This is a genomic window from Pseudomonas sp. URMO17WK12:I12, from assembly GCF_000514395.1.
GTDB lineage: Bacteria > Pseudomonadota > Gammaproteobacteria > Pseudomonadales > Pseudomonadaceae > Aquipseudomonas > Aquipseudomonas mucoides.
Genome location: NZ_AZVV01000004.1, coordinates 59,309 through 75,955, shown reverse-complemented (window position 1 = coordinate 75,955; position 16,647 = coordinate 59,309). Strand labels below are relative to the sequence as shown.

The 16,647-nt window shown below is 60.5% G+C and carries 14 protein-coding genes; 4 read left to right on the top strand and 10 right to left on the bottom strand.

Annotated elements, in window-relative coordinates; genetic code table 11:
• Positions 1-22 precede the first annotated feature (22 nt).
• From fis to D882_RS0103200, 10 genes are all read right to left on the bottom strand, one after another.
• Entirely contained in the window at positions 23-343 is a 321-nt protein-coding gene (gene fis / locus D882_RS0103245; protein WP_007907419.1) for a DNA-binding transcriptional regulator Fis, read from the bottom strand.
• The gene (gene dusB, locus D882_RS0103240; protein ID WP_027921902.1) at positions 340-1,350 is read right to left on the bottom strand and encodes a tRNA dihydrouridine synthase DusB; all 1,011 of its coding nucleotides are present in this window, start codon (positions 1,348-1,350) and stop codon (positions 340-342) included. Before dusB ends, fis begins: the two co-directional genes overlap by 4 nt.
• Positions 1,351-1,535: 185 nt before the next feature.
• Positions 1,536-2,753: a DUF3426 domain-containing protein gene (locus D882_RS0103235; protein WP_027921901.1), complete on the bottom strand. Its 1,218-nt coding sequence runs from the start codon at positions 2,751-2,753 to the stop codon at positions 1,536-1,538.
• A 30-nt stretch (positions 2,754-2,783) separates the two neighbouring features.
• Complete coding sequence (gene prmA / locus D882_RS0103230; RefSeq protein WP_027921900.1) at positions 2,784-3,662, bottom strand: 50S ribosomal protein L11 methyltransferase; 879 nt, start codon at positions 3,660-3,662, stop codon at positions 2,784-2,786.
• Between the two features lie 200 nt (positions 3,663-3,862).
• Complete coding sequence (gene accC / locus D882_RS0103225; protein ID WP_027921899.1) at positions 3,863-5,221, bottom strand: acetyl-CoA carboxylase biotin carboxylase subunit; 1,359 nt, start codon at positions 5,219-5,221, stop codon at positions 3,863-3,865.
• Positions 5,222-5,238: 17 nt separating this feature from the next.
• The gene (gene accB, locus D882_RS0103220) at positions 5,239-5,703 is read right to left on the bottom strand and encodes an acetyl-CoA carboxylase biotin carboxyl carrier protein (protein ID WP_027921898.1); all 465 of its coding nucleotides are present in this window, start codon (positions 5,701-5,703) and stop codon (positions 5,239-5,241) included.
• Between the two features lie 24 nt (positions 5,704-5,727).
• Entirely contained in the window at positions 5,728-6,183 is a 456-nt protein-coding gene (aroQ, locus tag D882_RS0103215) for a type II 3-dehydroquinate dehydratase (protein WP_027921897.1), read from the bottom strand.
• 131 nt (positions 6,184-6,314) lie between these two features.
• Positions 6,315-8,066: a protein-disulfide reductase DsbD gene (locus D882_RS0103210; protein ID WP_027921896.1), complete on the bottom strand. Its 1,752-nt coding sequence runs from the start codon at positions 8,064-8,066 to the stop codon at positions 6,315-6,317.
• A 119-nt stretch (positions 8,067-8,185) separates the two neighbouring features.
• Entirely contained in the window at positions 8,186-9,229 is a 1,044-nt protein-coding gene (locus tag D882_RS1000000133420) for a methyl-accepting chemotaxis protein (RefSeq protein WP_371258933.1), read from the bottom strand.
• Between the two features lie 955 nt (positions 9,230-10,184).
• Positions 10,185-11,855, bottom strand: coding sequence for a PleD family two-component system response regulator (locus tag D882_RS0103200; protein ID WP_027921894.1), 1,671 nt, complete (start codon positions 11,853-11,855; stop codon positions 10,185-10,187).
• A 286-nt stretch (positions 11,856-12,141) separates the two neighbouring features.
• Between D882_RS0103200 and D882_RS0103195 the strand changes: the two genes are divergently transcribed.
• The 4 genes from D882_RS0103195 (at position 12,142) to speA (ending at position 16,452) form a co-directional block, all read left to right on the top strand.
• Positions 12,142-13,209, top strand: coding sequence for a DUF2333 family protein (locus D882_RS0103195; protein WP_027921893.1), 1,068 nt, complete (start codon positions 12,142-12,144; stop codon positions 13,207-13,209).
• Between the two features lie 3 nt (positions 13,210-13,212).
• Positions 13,213-13,770 (top strand): NUDIX hydrolase, encoded by a 558-nt coding sequence (locus D882_RS0103190; RefSeq protein ID WP_027921892.1) that lies wholly within the window; start codon positions 13,213-13,215, stop codon positions 13,768-13,770.
• A 177-nt stretch (positions 13,771-13,947) separates the two neighbouring features.
• Positions 13,948-14,319: a translation initiation factor Sui1 gene (locus tag D882_RS0103185; protein WP_027921891.1), complete on the top strand. Its 372-nt coding sequence runs from the start codon at positions 13,948-13,950 to the stop codon at positions 14,317-14,319.
• A gap of 219 nt (positions 14,320-14,538) precedes the next feature.
• A complete protein-coding gene (speA, locus tag D882_RS0103180) occupies positions 14,539-16,452 on the top strand; it encodes an arginine decarboxylase (protein WP_027921890.1) in 1,914 nt (637 codons plus the stop codon).
• The last annotated feature ends 195 nt before the right edge of the window (positions 16,453-16,647 follow it).

The window sequence follows — 16,647 nt, the reverse complement described above, 5'->3', positions numbered from 1 at the left end:
CCTTTCTGGTTTGATTGAATGCTTACAGCAAATCGTACTGCTTGAGTTTCTTGCGCAGCGTGCCCCGGTTGAGTCCGAGCAGCTCGCTGGCCTTCGTCTGGTTGCCCTTGACGTAGTTCATCACGCACTCGAGCAGGGGAGCCTCGACTTCGGAGAGCACCAGGTTGTACACATCCGTGACGGCAGCGCCCTCAAGGTGGGCGAAATAATTGTGCAGCGCCTTCTCGACACTCCCGCGAAGGGTCTGACCTTCTTCGCTGGGCGTATTGAGGTGCTGTTTCAAATTCACGTTGTCGCTCACGGGTGTTGTTCCACTCACTAAAGTCTCGGTCATCATCGTCATGCGGCCACCCCTTCTCCGTCCCCTGTCAGGCTCTTGTAACGTTCGGCGAAGAAGCCCTGAACGTTGGCGCATTGTGCTTCCGTATCTTCCAAACGATTGAAGTGGGCGCGAAACTCCCTGGCGCCCGGCAAGGTTGCGAGATACCAGCCCACATGCTTTCGAGCGATCCGGACACCCATGACATCGCCATAGAAGACGTGCAGGGCAGCCAGATGCTCTAGCAGAATGCGTTCCACCTCGATCAATTCCAGCGCCGGGAGTTTCTCGCCGGTACGCAGGAAATGGTCGATCTCGCGAAAAATCCATGGCCGCCCTTGGGCTGCCCGGCCTACCAACAAGCCATCGGCACCGGTCGCGTCCAACACGTACCGGGCTTTCTCTGGTGAATCGATATCGCCGTTGGCAAAGACCGGCATCGACACCGCCTGCTTGATCGCGGCAATGGTGTCGTACTCGGCTTCACCGGTGTAGAGGTCGGCACGGGTGCGGCCATGGACCGCCAACGCCGTAATGCCTGCCTGCTCGGCGATCTTCGCCACCGTCAAACCATTCTTGTTGTCCCGGTCCCAGCCGGTACGGATCTTCAGGGTCACCGGCACATCAACCGCAGCCACGACGGCCTGCAGGATCTCGGTGACCAATGCTTCATCCTTCAACAACGCAGAACCGGCAGCCTTGTTGCAGACCTTCTTCGCCGGGCAGCCCATGTTGATATCAATAATCTGCGCACCCAGCTCGACGTTGGCCCGGGCCGCGTCCGCCAGCATCTGTGCATCACCACCGGCGATCTGGACCGAGCGTGGCTCGGGATCACCTTCGTGGATCATGCGCATCCGCGACTTGCGGGTGTTCCATAAACTCATGTCGCTGGTGACCATTTCCGAGACAACCAGCCCCGCACCCAATCGCTTGCACAGCTGACGAAAGGGTTGGTCGGTGACTCCCGCCATCGGGGCGAGAATCAAGCCGTTTTGCAATGTGTATGGACCGATGCGTACCGCCGACATAGGACTTCCCTGTTGTGGGGCCGGATCATTAGAGTTCGAAAAAGGGTTGGCATGATACCCGCTCTCGATGACTGGATAAAGGCTGAATTGAACAAAATCTGAACAGTTATTCTGTTATTGCCAGCAGTTTGGTACGGACGGTCCCAGTCAGAAATCTGCCGCCAGGCTTGTAGCGGTGAAGCGTTTCACTCGGGGGAGTGGAAGCTCAGGCTGTAGTTCACCGCTTTGGCGCCCGGGTCGAGAATATCCAGCGCGATGTGGATCGGCGTTTGCGGTGGCATTTCCGCCATGCCTTCGAGGTCGCCGTTGAGGTACTCGCCGGGTTTGAAGCGACGGCTGGCGATCAAGTGGCCATTGAGGTCGGCAAAGCGCAGCTCCAGCAGCGGGAAGGGCTGCGAGAACGGCGCGCGGTTGTAGATAATCGCATCGACCACCAGCGCGCCACTGAACTCCGGATGGCTGCGGACCACCAGGTTGCTGCTTTTGATTTTTGCAATGTCGACTTTGGATGGCACCGTGCAGCCGAGTTGCGGGCACAGCTGCTGGAACCAGGGGCGGTACTGGTCCTGGCGGGCCAATTCGTCGAAATGGTATGCAATGTATTGGCCGGCCAGCGCCGCAGCGCCGAGCAAGACCAGCAGCATCCAGAACAAGCGTCGGCCCCAGGGGGAGCGACGTTTTTGCCAGTCCAGTTGCAGTGGGTCATCGGTCAGGTCTTGCAATACCTCGGCGCGCACGCCCGGCTCGCTGCGCTCGCGACGTTTGCGCAGCGGTTCGATCGACGGCAGGTCGTCGTCGAGTGCCTCGGTTGCCGACAGGCGTTCATGGTTGAGCGGGGCGTCGAGAGGGTCGTGCAGGCGCAGATGGGGCACCTGGGGTTCATCATCGAGATCAACCGGTTCCAGCGAAAACGAAGGCTCGGTGCGTTCGTGGTTGTCCGGTTCGGGGGCTGTTTCCGGGTGTTCGGTCTCTACCGGTTGGGCGCGGTCGGCGGCCGATTCGCTGAAGAGGCTGTCGGACCACTGTTCTTCGTCGTGCTCGCTAGAGTCGCGCCGGGCGCTGAGGCCGTCTTCGCGGTGCCGGCCAAACTCCTTGGTCGGCTGGATCTCCCGCTGTTCGAGCCGGGCGAGTTCTTCGTCCAGGTCCAGGCTGTCCAGATCCAGTTCGGAGGCCGTCCACTGCTTTTGGCTGATCGCGCGTGGCGCTGGTGGCTCAACAATGGCCGGGGTTACCGGTTTGACGGCTTCCTTGTCGGCCCGTTGCTCAAGCAGCTGCTTGGCCGCGTTGAACACTTGCAAGCACGAGCCGCAACGAACCACTCCGCGTGCCACGCTCAACTGAGCATGGCTGACGCGGAAGCTGGTTTGGCAATGCGGGCACTGGGTGACGAAGCTGTCGGTCATGCGGCGATCCGGTTTATGCAGGCGTTCATTCTAGCGCCGACGGCCGGTGATGCGCACCCAGCCATCGCGATTGGCAATCGGGTCCAGATCGAAGTCTTGAGCGTAGGCGGCGGCAACGTCTTCGCCTTGTTCTGCAAGGATCCCGGACAGTGCCAGGCGACCACCCGGCTTGACCAGGCTGGACAGTTGCGGTGCCAGAGAAACCAGCGGGCCGGCGAGGATGTTGGCGACCAGTACGTCGGCCTTCACCTGTGGCAGGTCTTCAGGCAGGTACAGCGGGAACAGCGCTTCGTCGATGTTGTTGCGCCCGGCATTGTCGCGAGAGGCTTCCAGGGCCTGCACGTCGATGTCGGTGCCGACGGCTTCCTTGGCGCCTAGCAGCAAGGCGGCAATCGCCAGAATCCCCGAACCGCAGCCAAAGTCGAGCACGTTGCAGTCTTTCAGGTCCTGACCGTCAAGCCATTCCAGACACAGCGCGGTGGTCGGGTGGGTGCCGGTGCCGAACGCCAGGCCCGGGTCCAGCAGCAGATTCACGGCGTCAGGCTCGGGTGCGGCGTGCCAGCTCGGGACGATCCACAGGCGCTGACCGAAACGCATCGGCTGGAAGCCGTCCATCCAGCTGCGTTCCCAATCCTGGTCTTCGATCACTTCGCTGTGATGCTCGGGCAGCGGGCTGCCGGTCAGCAGCTCAAGGTGGGCCAATACGCTGGCGGCTTCGGTGCCGCCCTCGAACAGGGCCAGCAGGTGCGTGTGCGACCACAGCGGCGTGGTGTTGAGTTCTGGCTCGAAGATCGGCTGATCTTCGGCGTCCATGAAGGTCACCGACACGGCGCCCACTTCAAGGAAAGCGTCTTCGTAGGTTTCGGCTTGTTCTGGGCTGATGGCGAGACGGACTTGCAGCCAAGGCATGGCGGGCACCTTTGAAAAATATTGATTGCAGCCTAGCGGGCTGCGAGAAGCGCGCAAGTTTACGCGAGCGCGGAGGTTTTGTGGGAGTGGGGTGGCTCCAAACGCAGAAGCCATGTGCAACGCGCCCCTGTAGCAGCTCATAAGAAATACCCAGAAACAACAAAGCCGCCCGAAGGCGGCTTTGTTGATCGGGTCGAAGCTTAGTGCTTCTCGCCTGCCAGCTTGTGCTCGAGGTAGTGAATGTTCACGCCCCCTTTGCAGAAGCCTTCATCACGGACCAGGTCGCGGTGCAGCGGGATGTTGGTCTTGATCCCGTCGACAACGATTTCGTCCAGCGCATTGCGCATGCGCGCCATGGCTTCGTCACGGGTTGCGCCGTAGGTGATCAGCTTGCCGATCAACGAATCGTAGTTCGGCGGAACGGCATAACCACTGTACAGGTGCGAATCGACGCGAACGCCGTTGCCGCCTGGTGCGTGGAAATGCTTGACCGTGCCTGGGCTCGGCATGAAGGTTTTCGGGTCTTCGGCGTTGATACGGCATTCCAGGGCGTGACCGCGGATCACCACGTCGTCCTGGGTGTACGACAGCTTGTTGCCAGCGGCGATGCTGAGCATCTCCTTGACGATGTCGATGCCGGTGACCATTTCCGAAACCGGGTGCTCTACCTGGACACGAGTGTTCATCTCGATGAAGTAGAAGTGGCCGTTCTCGTAAAGGAACTCGAAGGTACCGGCGCCGCGGTAGCCGATGTCGATGCACGCCTTGACGCAGCGAGCGAGGACTTCCTGGCGTGCTTTCTCGTCGATGCCCGGTGCCGGCGCTTCTTCGAGAACCTTCTGGTGACGACGTTGCAGCGAGCAGTCGCGGTCGCCCAGATGGATGGCGTGACCCTGGCCGTCGGAAAGTACCTGGACTTCCACGTGGCGTGGGTTGGTCAGGAATTTTTCCAGATAGACCATCGGGTTGCCGAACGCCGCGCCAGCTTCGGTGCGGGTCAGTTTTGCAAAGGAGATCAGGTCTTCTTCTTTATGCACAACGCGCATGCCGCGACCACCGCCGCCGCCAGCGGCCTTGATGATCACCGGATAACCGACTTCGCGACCGATGCGCAGAGCGGTTTCTTCGTCTTCAGGCAGCGGGCCGTCGGAACCCGGAACGGTTGGAACACCCGCAGCGATCATGGCGTGCTTGGCCGATACCTTGTCGCCCATCAGGCGAATGGTGTCGGCTTTCGGGCCAATGAAGGCGAAGCCGGAGTTCTCGACCTGTTCAGCGAAATCAGCGTTTTCCGCAAGGAAACCGTAGCCTGGGTGAATGGCGGTAGCGCCGGTCACTTCAGCTGCGGCGATGATTGCCGGGATGTGCAGGTAAGAGTGCGCGGCCGAGGCCGGACCGATGCAGACGGATTCGTCTGCCAGGCCCAGGTGCATCAGCTCTTTGTCAGCCTTGGAGTAAACGGCGACAGTCTTGATGCCCATCTCTTTGCAGGCACGCAGGATCCGCAGGGCAATCTCACCGCGGTTGGCGATCAGAACTTTTTCCAACTTCGCAGTCATCAAAGTTTCTCCGCGGTTCAAACGATGGTGAACAGCGGTTGGTCGTACTCAACCGGCTGGCCGTCTTCGACGAGGATGGATTCGATCACACCGCTGGTTTCAGCTTCGATGTGGTTCATCATCTTCATGGCTTCGACGATGCACAGGGTGTCGCCTTTCTTCACGGTCTGGCCAACTTCAACGAACGAAGGCGAGGATGGCGAAGATTTGCGATAGAAGGTGCCGACCATCGGCGAACGGGCTACGGTGCCGTTCAGGACAGGTGCGGACGGTGCAGCAGGTGCAGCGGCGGCAGCCGGAGCAGCAGCAACAGGCGCAGGTGCCGGAGCGTGCTGCATTGGAGCAGGTGCGTAGTATTGCTGAGCCGGCGTCTTGCTATGACGGCTGATACGTACGGACTCTTCGCCTTCCTTGATCTCGAGCTCGTCGATGCCGGACTCTTCCAGCAGTTCGATCAGTTTCTTAACTTTACGGATATCCATGAATCATCAACTCCCAAGGGTCGGTCAGGGGCGTATAGCTTGTGGTTCAAGCTGTTCCAGGGCGGCCTCCAGGGCCAGTCGATAACCGCTGGCGCCAAGGCCGCAGATCACTCCCACCGCTACGTCGGAGAAGTAAGAGTGATGGCGGAAAGGTTCGCGTTTGTGCACGTTAGACAAATGCACTTCGATGAATGGGATGCTCACCGCCAGCAGCGCGTCACGTAATGCGACACTTGTGTGTGTAAAAGCTGCTGGATTGATCAGAATGAAGTCCACACCCTCGCCACGAGCGGCGTGAATGCGGTCGATCAATTCGTACTCGGCGTTGCTTTGCAGGTGCAGCAGATGATGGCCGGCTTCACGGGCGCGGCGTTCCAGGTCCTGGTTGATCTGCGCCAGTGTCGTAGCGCCATAGGTGCCCGGTTCACGGGTGCCGAGCAAGTTCAGGTTGGGGCCGTGCAGCACCAATAGGGTCGCCATCTGCTGTTCCTTGTTATCTGTGTGCAAGTGTCAGAACCCGGCGACTATGCCGCAAAGCCTTTGTGACTGTCCAGTTCTATGCAATAGCCAGCACGATAGCCGATGTTTGCGCGAAATATGTGACCGGCTGATTAAATCCGGTCATTTGCCTTCGCAACACGTTCGGCGAAGTCCTTGGCGTTGATCTCGCCGATCACTCGCACATCGGCACGCTCAACACCGTCCTTGCCGAAAAACATCAGGGCCGGAGGACCGAACAGTTTGTAACGGTCGAGCAGGGCGCGTTGTTCGGCATTGCTGGCGGTGATATCGAAACGAACCAGTCGATAGCCTTGCAGGCGTTCGATGACGTTGGCGTCGTTGAGCACTTCGTGTTCGATGACTTTGCAACTGATGCACCAGTCGGCGTACCAGTCGAGCAACAGCGGGGTGCCGGAGGATTGAGCATCGGCGAGCACGCGATCCAGTTCTGAGGGCGTGTTGATGGTTTGCCAGGTACCGGCGTTTTGCGCAGGCGCGTTACCTGCAATCGCACGCGATTGGCCGATGGGGTTGAATGGATCGGTCTGTCCGCTGAACGCCCCGAACCAGCAGGCCAATGCGTAAAACAGCAGGAACATCCCGAGCAACTGGCCAAGGCGTTTTCGAGGGGGTTTGTAGACGAACTCCAGCGCGCCCATGAACAAGCCGACACCACCGGCCAGCAAACCGATCAGCAGCAAGGTGATCTGGCCCGGCAGTACGCGGCTGAGCAGGCCGATCGCCAATCCCAGTAACAACACGCCAATCGCGTTTTTCACATAGACCAGCCATGGCCCGCTTTTCGGCAGCCAGGCCGCGCCACCGGTAGCCACCAGCAACAGCGGCGCGCCCATGCCGAGGCCAAGCATGAACAGCTTCAAACCGCCGCCCAATGCATCGCCACTGGCGCTGATGTACAGCAGCGCACCGGCCAGCGGCGCCGAAACGCAGGGCGAAACCAGCAGGCTCGACACCACGCCCAGCACCGCGGCGCCCCACAGCGAACCGCCTTCCGTGCGCCCGGCAATGCGATCCAGGCGACTGCTGATGGCGTGCGGCAGCTTGAGTTCGAATACGCCGAACATGGCCAGGGCAAATACCGCAAAAAACGTCGCGAACGGCACCAGCACCCAGGCCGATTGCAGGCGCGCCTGAAGATTGAGTTGTGCGCCGAACAGGCCCATCAGTGCACCCAGCAGGGCAAAGCAGGCGGCCATCGGCAGCACGTAGGCCAAAGACAGATTGAAACCGCGCAAACCACCGACCTGACCGCGCAACACCACACCGGAAAGAATGGGCAGCATCGGCAATACGCAAGGCGTGAACGTCAGACCCAGGCCGGCGAGGAAAAACAGCGCGAGTTCACGCCATCCCCAGTTTTGCGTCGGGGCCTGATCAGGAGCACCGATGCCATTAATGCTCAGGCGTTCGGTTTCCGGCGGATAACACAGGCCTTTGTCGGCGCAACCCTGATAGGTTACGGCCAGCGTGAAGGCGCGCTGATCGGTGCGCGGCAGTTCCACCTCGATGATCCCGTGATACACCTCGACATCGCCGAAGTACTCGTCGTGCTTCTGTTCGCCCTTGGGCAGTTGGGCGACGCCCAGCGTTACCTCGGCCGGGTCAGCCCGAAACTGGAAACGATGGCGATAGAGGTAATAGCCTTCGGTGGCGACGAAACGCAGCTTGATCGATTGCGGCGTGCTGTCTACCAGGCTCAGTTGAAAGGCTTCGCGCACCGGCAGGAAGTCGGCGCTGTTGTTGATCGAGCCCAGGGTGGAGCTGGGTCGGGTGTCCAGCAACCCGGCGGCGGTGGCCGGCAGGGCGAGCACTAAAAGCAGCAGGCAGAGCAAACGGCGCATGACAATCTCGCGTATCGGAATTGGGGGCATGATAGCGGACGGCGCGCGGGTGTGCAGGGCGGGGCGTTCGGTGGTGGTTGTACCGACGCCATCGCGAGCAAGCTCGCGATGGCGGTCTATCAGACGCGGAAAGCCTGAACGGCGGTACGCAGCCGCCCGCCCAGCACCAACAGATTCTCCCCTTGCTCACGCCCTTCACCAATGCGCAGCAAGTTATCCCCACCCAATTGATGGATGCGCTCACTGTGATCGCGAATCTCGCTGACCGCGCCACTCTGCTGGGCGGTGACATCGGCGATGCGCACGGCCGTGTCGGCAATGGTCTGGATCGCGCCGACGATTTTATCCAGCGCACCATCTGCCGCCTGCGCCTGACTGGCCGTGGCTTCGGCGTGTTCGACCTGCGCGCGCATGCCCTCTACCGACTGACGCGCGGCGGTTTGCAGGCCGGCAATCAGTGTCTGGATCTCTGCTGTCGCGCCTGCGGTGCGTTGCGCCAGTGAGCGAACCTCTTCCGCCACCACCGCAAACCCGCGCCCCATCTCGCCGGCGCGGGCCGCTTCGATGGCGGCGTTCAGGGCCAGCAGGTTGGTCTGGTCGGCAATCGAGCGGATTACTGTCAGCACGCCGCCGATGGTCGCCGACTCTTCCGCCAGGTGCTCGATCATCTGCGCGTTGCCCTGCACTTCACCCACCAGCGCATGCAGGCCGGTCAGGCTCAGGCCAATGACTTTCTGACCGTGTTCGACCGCCAGGCCGGCATGGCGGCTGGCATCTGCTGCCTGACTGGCATCGCCGGCGACTTGTTGAATGGTCGCCTCCAGTTCACCAAGGGAATCGCGGATCAGGGCGGTGTCGCCGGCTTGATGTTCGGCGCCGCTGTGCAGGTCGTTACTCAGGTCGGCCAGGGTTCGGCTGCTGCCGGCGACCTGCTCGGCGTTGAGACGAATGGTCCCGACCAGATCCACCAGGTAGGCGCGCAAGCGATTGAGCGACGCCTGGATGTCATGCAATTCGCGATTGGTATTGCCCAGCTCGATGTCGCGGCTGAAGTCGCCTTCGGCCCAGGTGGACAGGGCCGGCGCCAGGTTGGTCAGGGTTCGGGCCAGGCGTCGTTGCAGGGTATCGATGAGCAGTGCGATCAGCAGGATCAGCCCGATCATCACACCCTGCATCAAGCGCACTTCGCCCTGAATCTGCCCGTGCTGGGCGCGGACCACCGGTTCGAGTCCGGCAATCGCTTGCTGCACGGCGGCGATTTTCAGGTGTGTGGCGGCACTGAGGTCGGTGCGTTTCTGGATCTGATCACGGGTGCGCGACAGCTCGGCCGGGTAGCGTGTGAGCAGGCTGTTGAGTTCACGCTTGAGGCCGACACCAGCGTCTTCCGCGGCGGCTTTCTCGTTGTTCTCCAACCCCATCATCGAGGCGAAATCATCGGTGCTGGACTCTGTCTTGGCGGCTACGCCGAGCAATGGCAAGCTGGCCAGCAGTTCCGCCTGAGCACGGATGCTGGCCACTTCACGCTCGACGTCGGCGGCCAGTTCGCTGCGGCCGCTGCTGACCAGTTTGTCCCGGGCCAGAGAGAGTTTGCCCAGATGTTGAGAGGCGGCGAGCAGCGGCGTCAGGTAAGCCGCGTTTGCGCTGGCGTACTGGCTGAGCTGGTCAAGACTGGCGCCGAGTTCGCGCTCGGCTTGCAGCAGCAATGCCTGCGGGTCGCCCGCGAGTTTGCCGGCGGCCAACAGGTCGGTTTTGCTGAACTCATCCAGCGTCGACAGGCTCGGGCGCAAGGTCTCGGCCAGTGCCGGTGGCAGCTCGGCCAGATCTTTTTGCAAGACATCAATCGCCTGGCTGGCGCTGCTCAGGCGCAGGGCATCGCCACTGGCGAGGTAGTCCTCGATATTGCGCGCGACTTCATTCTGAAATTGCTGGGACAGCCCCAGGTAACGCTCCATCAACAGATAGGGGCGCTCCAAGGCCTTTTGCGACCACCACAGCGTGGCGCCAAGGGCCACGCACACGGCGACTAAAAGGAGGGTGTTGAGATTGGTCAGCAGCTTCAGGCGCATAGCGGATCTACCAACGGCAGAATGGTAAGCGCCTGAATTTATTGCGTTTGTGTTACAGGGTTATGACCGAATCGGTGGATTCTGATGAAAAAGTGGCACTTTGCTGTGACGTTCGCGCCGCCTGAACACGATTTCGTCCGGCGTCCTTGGCGCGGTACAGCGCCTCGTCTGCCTGGCTGGCCATCATCAGGCTGTCGGAGTGCTCGCACAACTCCACCACGCCGGCACTGAACGTGCACCACAGGTCTTGAGGCTGCGCCGGATAGTGGATTTCGGCAAAGCGCTGACGAATTTCATCCAGCACGGCATAAGCCGATGCGAGGTCGGTGTCAGGCATGACGATTGCGAATTCTTCACCGCCATAGCGGCCGATGAAGTCGGTCTTGCGCAGGCGTTGCTTCAGGAACAGTGCCAGGCTCTTGATCACCCGGTCGCCCATGGGATGCCCGTGGCTATCGTTGACCCGTTTGAAGTGGTCGATGTCGAGCATCGCAAAGCTCAGCGGCTTGTTCTCACGGCGGGAGCGGAAGCTGCAGTCTTCAAGCAATTGCAAAATGTGCGTGTGGTTGTACAAGCCGGTCAGGCTGTCGCGGACCATCCGGGCTTTCAGATTGCGTGCCCGCGCCGCGCGGTTGCGCACGGTGGTGATCAGGTGGCGCGGCTTGATCGGTTTGGTCAGGAAGTCGTCGCCGCCTTCGCTCATCGCGTCGAGCTGCTTGTCCAGATCGTCTTCGGCCGACAGGTAAATGATCGGGACGCTGACGTAACGGTCGTTGTGACGGATCACCTTGGCCAGTTCCGTACCGGTGCAGGTCGGCATGTACATGTCGAGGATGATCAGGTCAGGCTGAAAGTCCGAGAGTTCGGCCATGGCCTGAATCGGATCGATCAACGTGCGCGTGACGATCCCGGCGCTATTGAGCAGGCGCTCGGTGTGCAGGGCCTGGGCGCGGGAGTCGTCAATGATCAGCACTTTATAAGGTTCGTACTGGGCGACGCAGGTCAGGACTTCGATTTTCTCCAGCAGGCTCGAAGCCTCCAGGGTGCCGGTGAGAAACTCCTGGCCGCCGGCGCGCACGGCGGCCAGGCGGGTTGGGGTGTCGGTTTCGTGCAGGCTGAAGAACAACAGCGGCAGGCGATGATCGAGACCTTCCTGGGCTTCGGCGGCCAGTTTCAGGCCGATACCGGGGCCACTGAAGTCCACGTCCATGACGATTGCAGCGGGCAAACGCTCGACCATCGAGGCGCGGAACGCGGCAACGCTGTCGAGGGATTGGGCGCTGAGCCCGAAAAATTCCAGTTGCTTGGCCAGGCGCTCAGCGCGGTCGTGATCCTGCAGCATCACGTAGATCGGCTTGCGCAACGGCGGCAGGAAGGTTTGTTCGTACTGATCGCCATGCCGCAGGCCGGTACGCGACAGGCGCTGCATCAAGCGATTGAGGTCGGTGATCAGCCCGCTGCTCAGGCGTCCGCGATTGGCGTCGACAGCCTCCAGCGACTGGCCGATGTGGCGCGCCAGTTGAGTGTGTTCCGGTTGTTCGAAGCGTTCGGCAAACCGCAACAGGCGCAGGTTCGCCTCGCTCAGTTCCGATAAGTCGGTGATGGACCACTCACTGCGTTGCAGGCGCTGCCAGATCTCAAGAATTTGACGTGCCTGATGAATTACCCGCTGGGCAAAGTGGTGCTTGAGGCGCTCACGGCTGGGGTCTTCTGGCTCGGTCATATCCTGACTACTAGTTAGGGTAAAAGCTGAGATCGACTGGTGGCTCTATGCTAGCACCTCTTTGCAATTGCACGAGTGTCGTACGTCAATAATCTGTAATGCGGCGTCATTCAGTTTGTGACCGGCTGGTCGGATAGGCTCAAGGCGTGTGCTTCCTTTATAGTGGCGCCTCGACGATGCAATCCTGGCTCACAGCAGCGCGCCGATTAATACGCGGCAAAACGAGGCACGATGGCGTAGGGTTGTGGTCGAACCGATGAACTCAAGTGATTGAAAGGATATCGCCATGCTGGACTGGAAGAACCGCGCGGGCAGTGCCCCTGAACGTGCCGCTGAACCGAAGTCGGCCACCCGCAGTTATATCGGCGGCCTGCTGTTCAGCCGGGCGCTGGCCACCTTGATCGGCCTTTACCTGCTGGTGGCGATTGCCCTGGGTTGGTATTGGAGCGAGGAGCCCGCGCTGTTCCCGGTCCAGCAAAATGCCCAGATCGCTGCCGAGAAAGAAGGCAAGCAGATGGTCGTCGGCTACACCACAGTGGAAACCCTCAAGACCGTCGCCGGTACGTTGCTGACCAAACCGGGTGGCTACATTTCCAACGACCGTTTCCCGCCGGGCCTGTGGATGGACAACATGCCAAGCTGGGAATATGGCGTGCTGGTCCAGGTTCGCGACCTGAGCCGTGCACTGCGTAAAGACTTCGCCCGCTCCCAGTCGCAATCGGCCGAAGACGCCGACCTGGCCAAGGCCGAACCGCGTTTCAACTTCGACAACAAGAGCTGGGTGCTGCCTTCCAGTGAGTCCGAGTATCAGGAAGGCATCAATTCGCTGAGCCGCTATCAGGCGCGGTTGTCCGATCCTAACCAGAAAAGCGCCCTGTTCTATGCCCGCGCCGACAACCTGAACAACTGGCTCGGTGACGTCGGCACCCGACTGGGTTCGCTGTCGCAACGCCTGTCGGCCAGCGTCGGTCGGGTCAAACTCAACACTTCGCTGAAAACCGAAGTCCTGACGCCAGGGCAAGTGCCACAGGTGGACGAAGAAATCGTCGAGACGCCGTGGATGCAGATCGACAATGTGTTCTACGAGGCTCGCGGTCAGGCCTGGGCACTGTCTCACCTGCTGCGCGCCATCGAAGTCGACTTCGCCGACGTATTGGCCAAGAAAAACGCCACGGTCAGCGTGCGCCAGATCATCCGTGAGCTGGAAGCATCGCAGGAGCCGGTCTGGAGCCCGATGATCCTCAACGGCAGCGGCTTCGGTGTACTGGCTAACCACTCGCTGGTTATGGCCAACTACATTTCCCGGGCCAACGCTGCAGTGATCGATCTGCGTCAATTGCTCAATCAAGGCTGAGTCATGGTTGATAACGCCAAAGAGGCCGCCCATCGCGCGGCCTCGGATGCCGAACAGATCGCCTGGGTCGACGAGCAGGACAACCTGCTTGGTGCCCTGGTCCGTTCCGATTTGCGCGAGCGTGGGCTGATCGGGCGCGGCACCTACATCATGCTGTTCAATTCGGCCGGTGATCTCTGTGTGCACCGCCGAACCTTGAGCAAAGCCATTTATCCGGGGTACTGGGATGTGGCGGCAGGGGGCATGGTGCTCGCCAGCGAAACCTACGCCGAGTCAGCTGCCCGCGAGCTGGAAGAAGAGCTGGGCGTGAGCGGTGTGGAACTGACCGCCCACGATCACTTCTTCTTTGAAGACACCGGCAACCGGCTCTGGTGTTCGGCGTTTTCGGCGGTCTGGGACGGGCCGTTGATTCTGCAGCCCGAAGAGGTGCTTGAAGCGTGCTTTATGCCCATCGATCAGGTCATGCTGGAAATCCAGCAAAAGCCTTATTGCCCGGACTCTCTGGCGGCGTTGAAGCGCTATCTGCGCGCGCAACGGGATGGCGTCGCAAAAGAGCTGTAAATTGGCGCCGATTGGCTCTTAGCAAGTCGGCTTTTTGCCGTTACACTGCGCGACCTTTTCAAGCTGAACCCGCACGTCTGGTTCAGTAGCGCTGCCCCTGCCTGAGTGGGGCTTCGCGGTCGATGGCTCCTGCCCAGGTTGCCGCGACCAGTCTTTGTCCTCCCAAGAGGATTGCCGGTGGCCAAAAAAGCCGCATCCTTCGCCGCCCTTGGTGGCCTGGTATTTTCCACCGACGCAGGTCGTCATTGCCCGGATTGCAGTAAACCGGTGGACGCCTGTATCTGCAAACAGACCGTTATCCCGGCCGGCGACGGCATCGCTCGCGTGCGTCGCGAAAGCAAGGGCCGTGGCGGCAAGACGGTGACCACCATCACCGGCGTGCCGTTGGCCGAAGACGCGCTCAAGGAACTGGCCACCACGTTGAAAAAACGTTGTGGCACAGGCGGAGCGTTGAAAGACGGGATCATTGAAATCCAGGGCGATCATGTCGAGCTACTCTTGGGCGAGCTGATCAAACTCGGTTTCAAAGCGAAGAAGTCCGGCGGCTAGCAGCCTCTGTGAAAACCACCCTCGGCTTGATCCAGTCCTGAAAACGGGTCTGGCGTCGTCTACATGGTTTTCACAGAGCCTGTTCTGACTGGTTTCTAAACTCAAACCTGAATGTGAGGTCTATCGCCCTTGCATGCAGGCTAATCGTCATTTTCATTCTTTAGACTGCGCCGGCCTGAACCCAGGCGACGCTCTATGACTTCTTTATAGGGGACTTCAATGTCCGTACGACGCACACGCAAAGACGATGGCAGCCAATGGACAGTTGCGGACAGCCGCAGTGTTTACGGGATTCGCCATTGGGGGGCCGGGTATTTCGCGATCAATGACGCCGGTCGCGTCGAAGTTCGTCCGAACGGTCCGACCAGTTCGCCTATTGATCTGTTCGAGCAAGTCGACCAACTGCGCAAAAGCGGTTTGTCCTTGCCATTGCTGGTGCGTTTCCCGGATATCCTGCAAGACCGCGTGCGTCAGCTGACCGGCGCCTTCGATGCGAACATCGAGCGTCTGGAATACCAGAGCAAGTACACCGCGCTGTACCCGATCAAGGTGAACCAGCAAGAAGCGGTGATTGAAAACATCATTGCGACCCAGGACGTCTCCATTGGTCTGGAAGCCGGCTCCAAGCCAGAGTTGCTAGCGGTATTGGCGCTGGCGCCGAAGGGCGGCACCATCGTTTGCAACGGTTACAAGGACCGCGAGTTCATTCGTCTGGCGCTGATGGGCCAGAAGCTGGGTCACAACGTCTTTATCGTGATCGAGAAAGAATCCGAAGTCGGCCTGGTGATCGAAGAAGCGGCCTCGCTGAAGGTCAAGCCTCAGGTCGGCCTGCGCGTACGTCTGTCGTCCCTGGCCTCGTCCAAATGGGCGGACACCGGCGGCGAGAAATCCAAATTCGGTCTGTCGGCGGCACAATTGCTGTCGGTGGTTGAGCGTTTCCGCGCCGCGGGCCTGGATCAGGGCATTCGCCTGCTGCACTTCCACATGGGCTCGCAGATCGCCAACCTGGCGGACTACCAGCACGGTTTCAAGGAAGCGATTCGTTACTACGGCGAACTGCGCAACCTCGGCCTGCCAGTGGATCACATCGACGTGGGCGGCGGTCTGGGCGTTGATTACGACGGTACGCATTCGCGTAACGCCAGTTCGATCAACTACGACATGGACGATTACGCCGGTGTCGTGGTCGGGATGCTCAAGGAATTCTGCGACGCGCAGAACCTGCCGCACCCGAACATCTTCTCTGAAAGCGGGCGCTCCCTGACCGCTCACCACGCCATGCTGGTGGTGCAGGTCACCGACGTCGAGAAACACAACGACGACGTGCCGCAGATCGACAACAAGGAAGAACTGCCGGAAACCGTGCAATGGCTGGTTGACCTGCTGGGCCCGACCGACATCGAGATGGTCACCGAAACCTACTGGCGCGCGACGCACTACATGAGCGACGTGGCCACCCAGTACGCCGACGGCAAGCTGACCCTGGCGCAAAAAGCCCTGGCCGAGCAATGCTACTTTGCCGTGTGCCGTCGCCTGCACAACTCGTTGAAAGCCCGTCAGCGTTCGCACCGCCAGGTGCTCGACGAACTCAACGACAAGCTGGCCGACAAGTACATCTGCAACTTCTCGGTGTTCCAGAGCCTGCCGGACACCTGGGCCATCGGCCAGGTCCTGCCGATCCTGCCGCTGCACCGTCTCGACGAGGAGCCGCTGCGCCGCGCCGTGCTGCAAGACCTGACCTGCGACTCCGACGGCAAGATCAAGCAGTACGTCGACGAGCAGAGCATCGAAACCAGCCTGCCGGTACACGCACTGAACGAAGGTGAAGACTACCTGCTGGGGATCTTCCTGGTCGGCGCTTACCAGGAAATCCTCGGCGACATGCACAACCTGTTCGGTGACACCGACTCGGTGAACATCTACCAGAACGCCGACGGCAGCGTGTACCACGCCGGTATCGAAACCCACGACACCATCGAAGACATGCTGCGTTACGTGCACTTGTCGCCGGAAGAGTTGATGACCCACTACCGCGACAAGTGCGCCAGTGCACGCATCACCGCGGCCGAGCGCACCCAGTTCCTCGACGCTCTGCGCCTGGGCCTGACCCGTTCGTCTTACCTGTCTTCGTAAGGTAGGGCACCGCTCCCATCAGGTTGTCTGAAAATGTTCCGCACGCTGCGGAAATTTCAGATGACCTGGTGCGACGCGTCTTTGATTTCCCGCGAAATGACTCACATCCTCGTCTATCCCTGCGATGTGGTCTTCTTTTCGCGTAGGTCATTTCCTAAGTTGTAGTTCAGCTCTCTACTCGGCCAACTCTCTCAG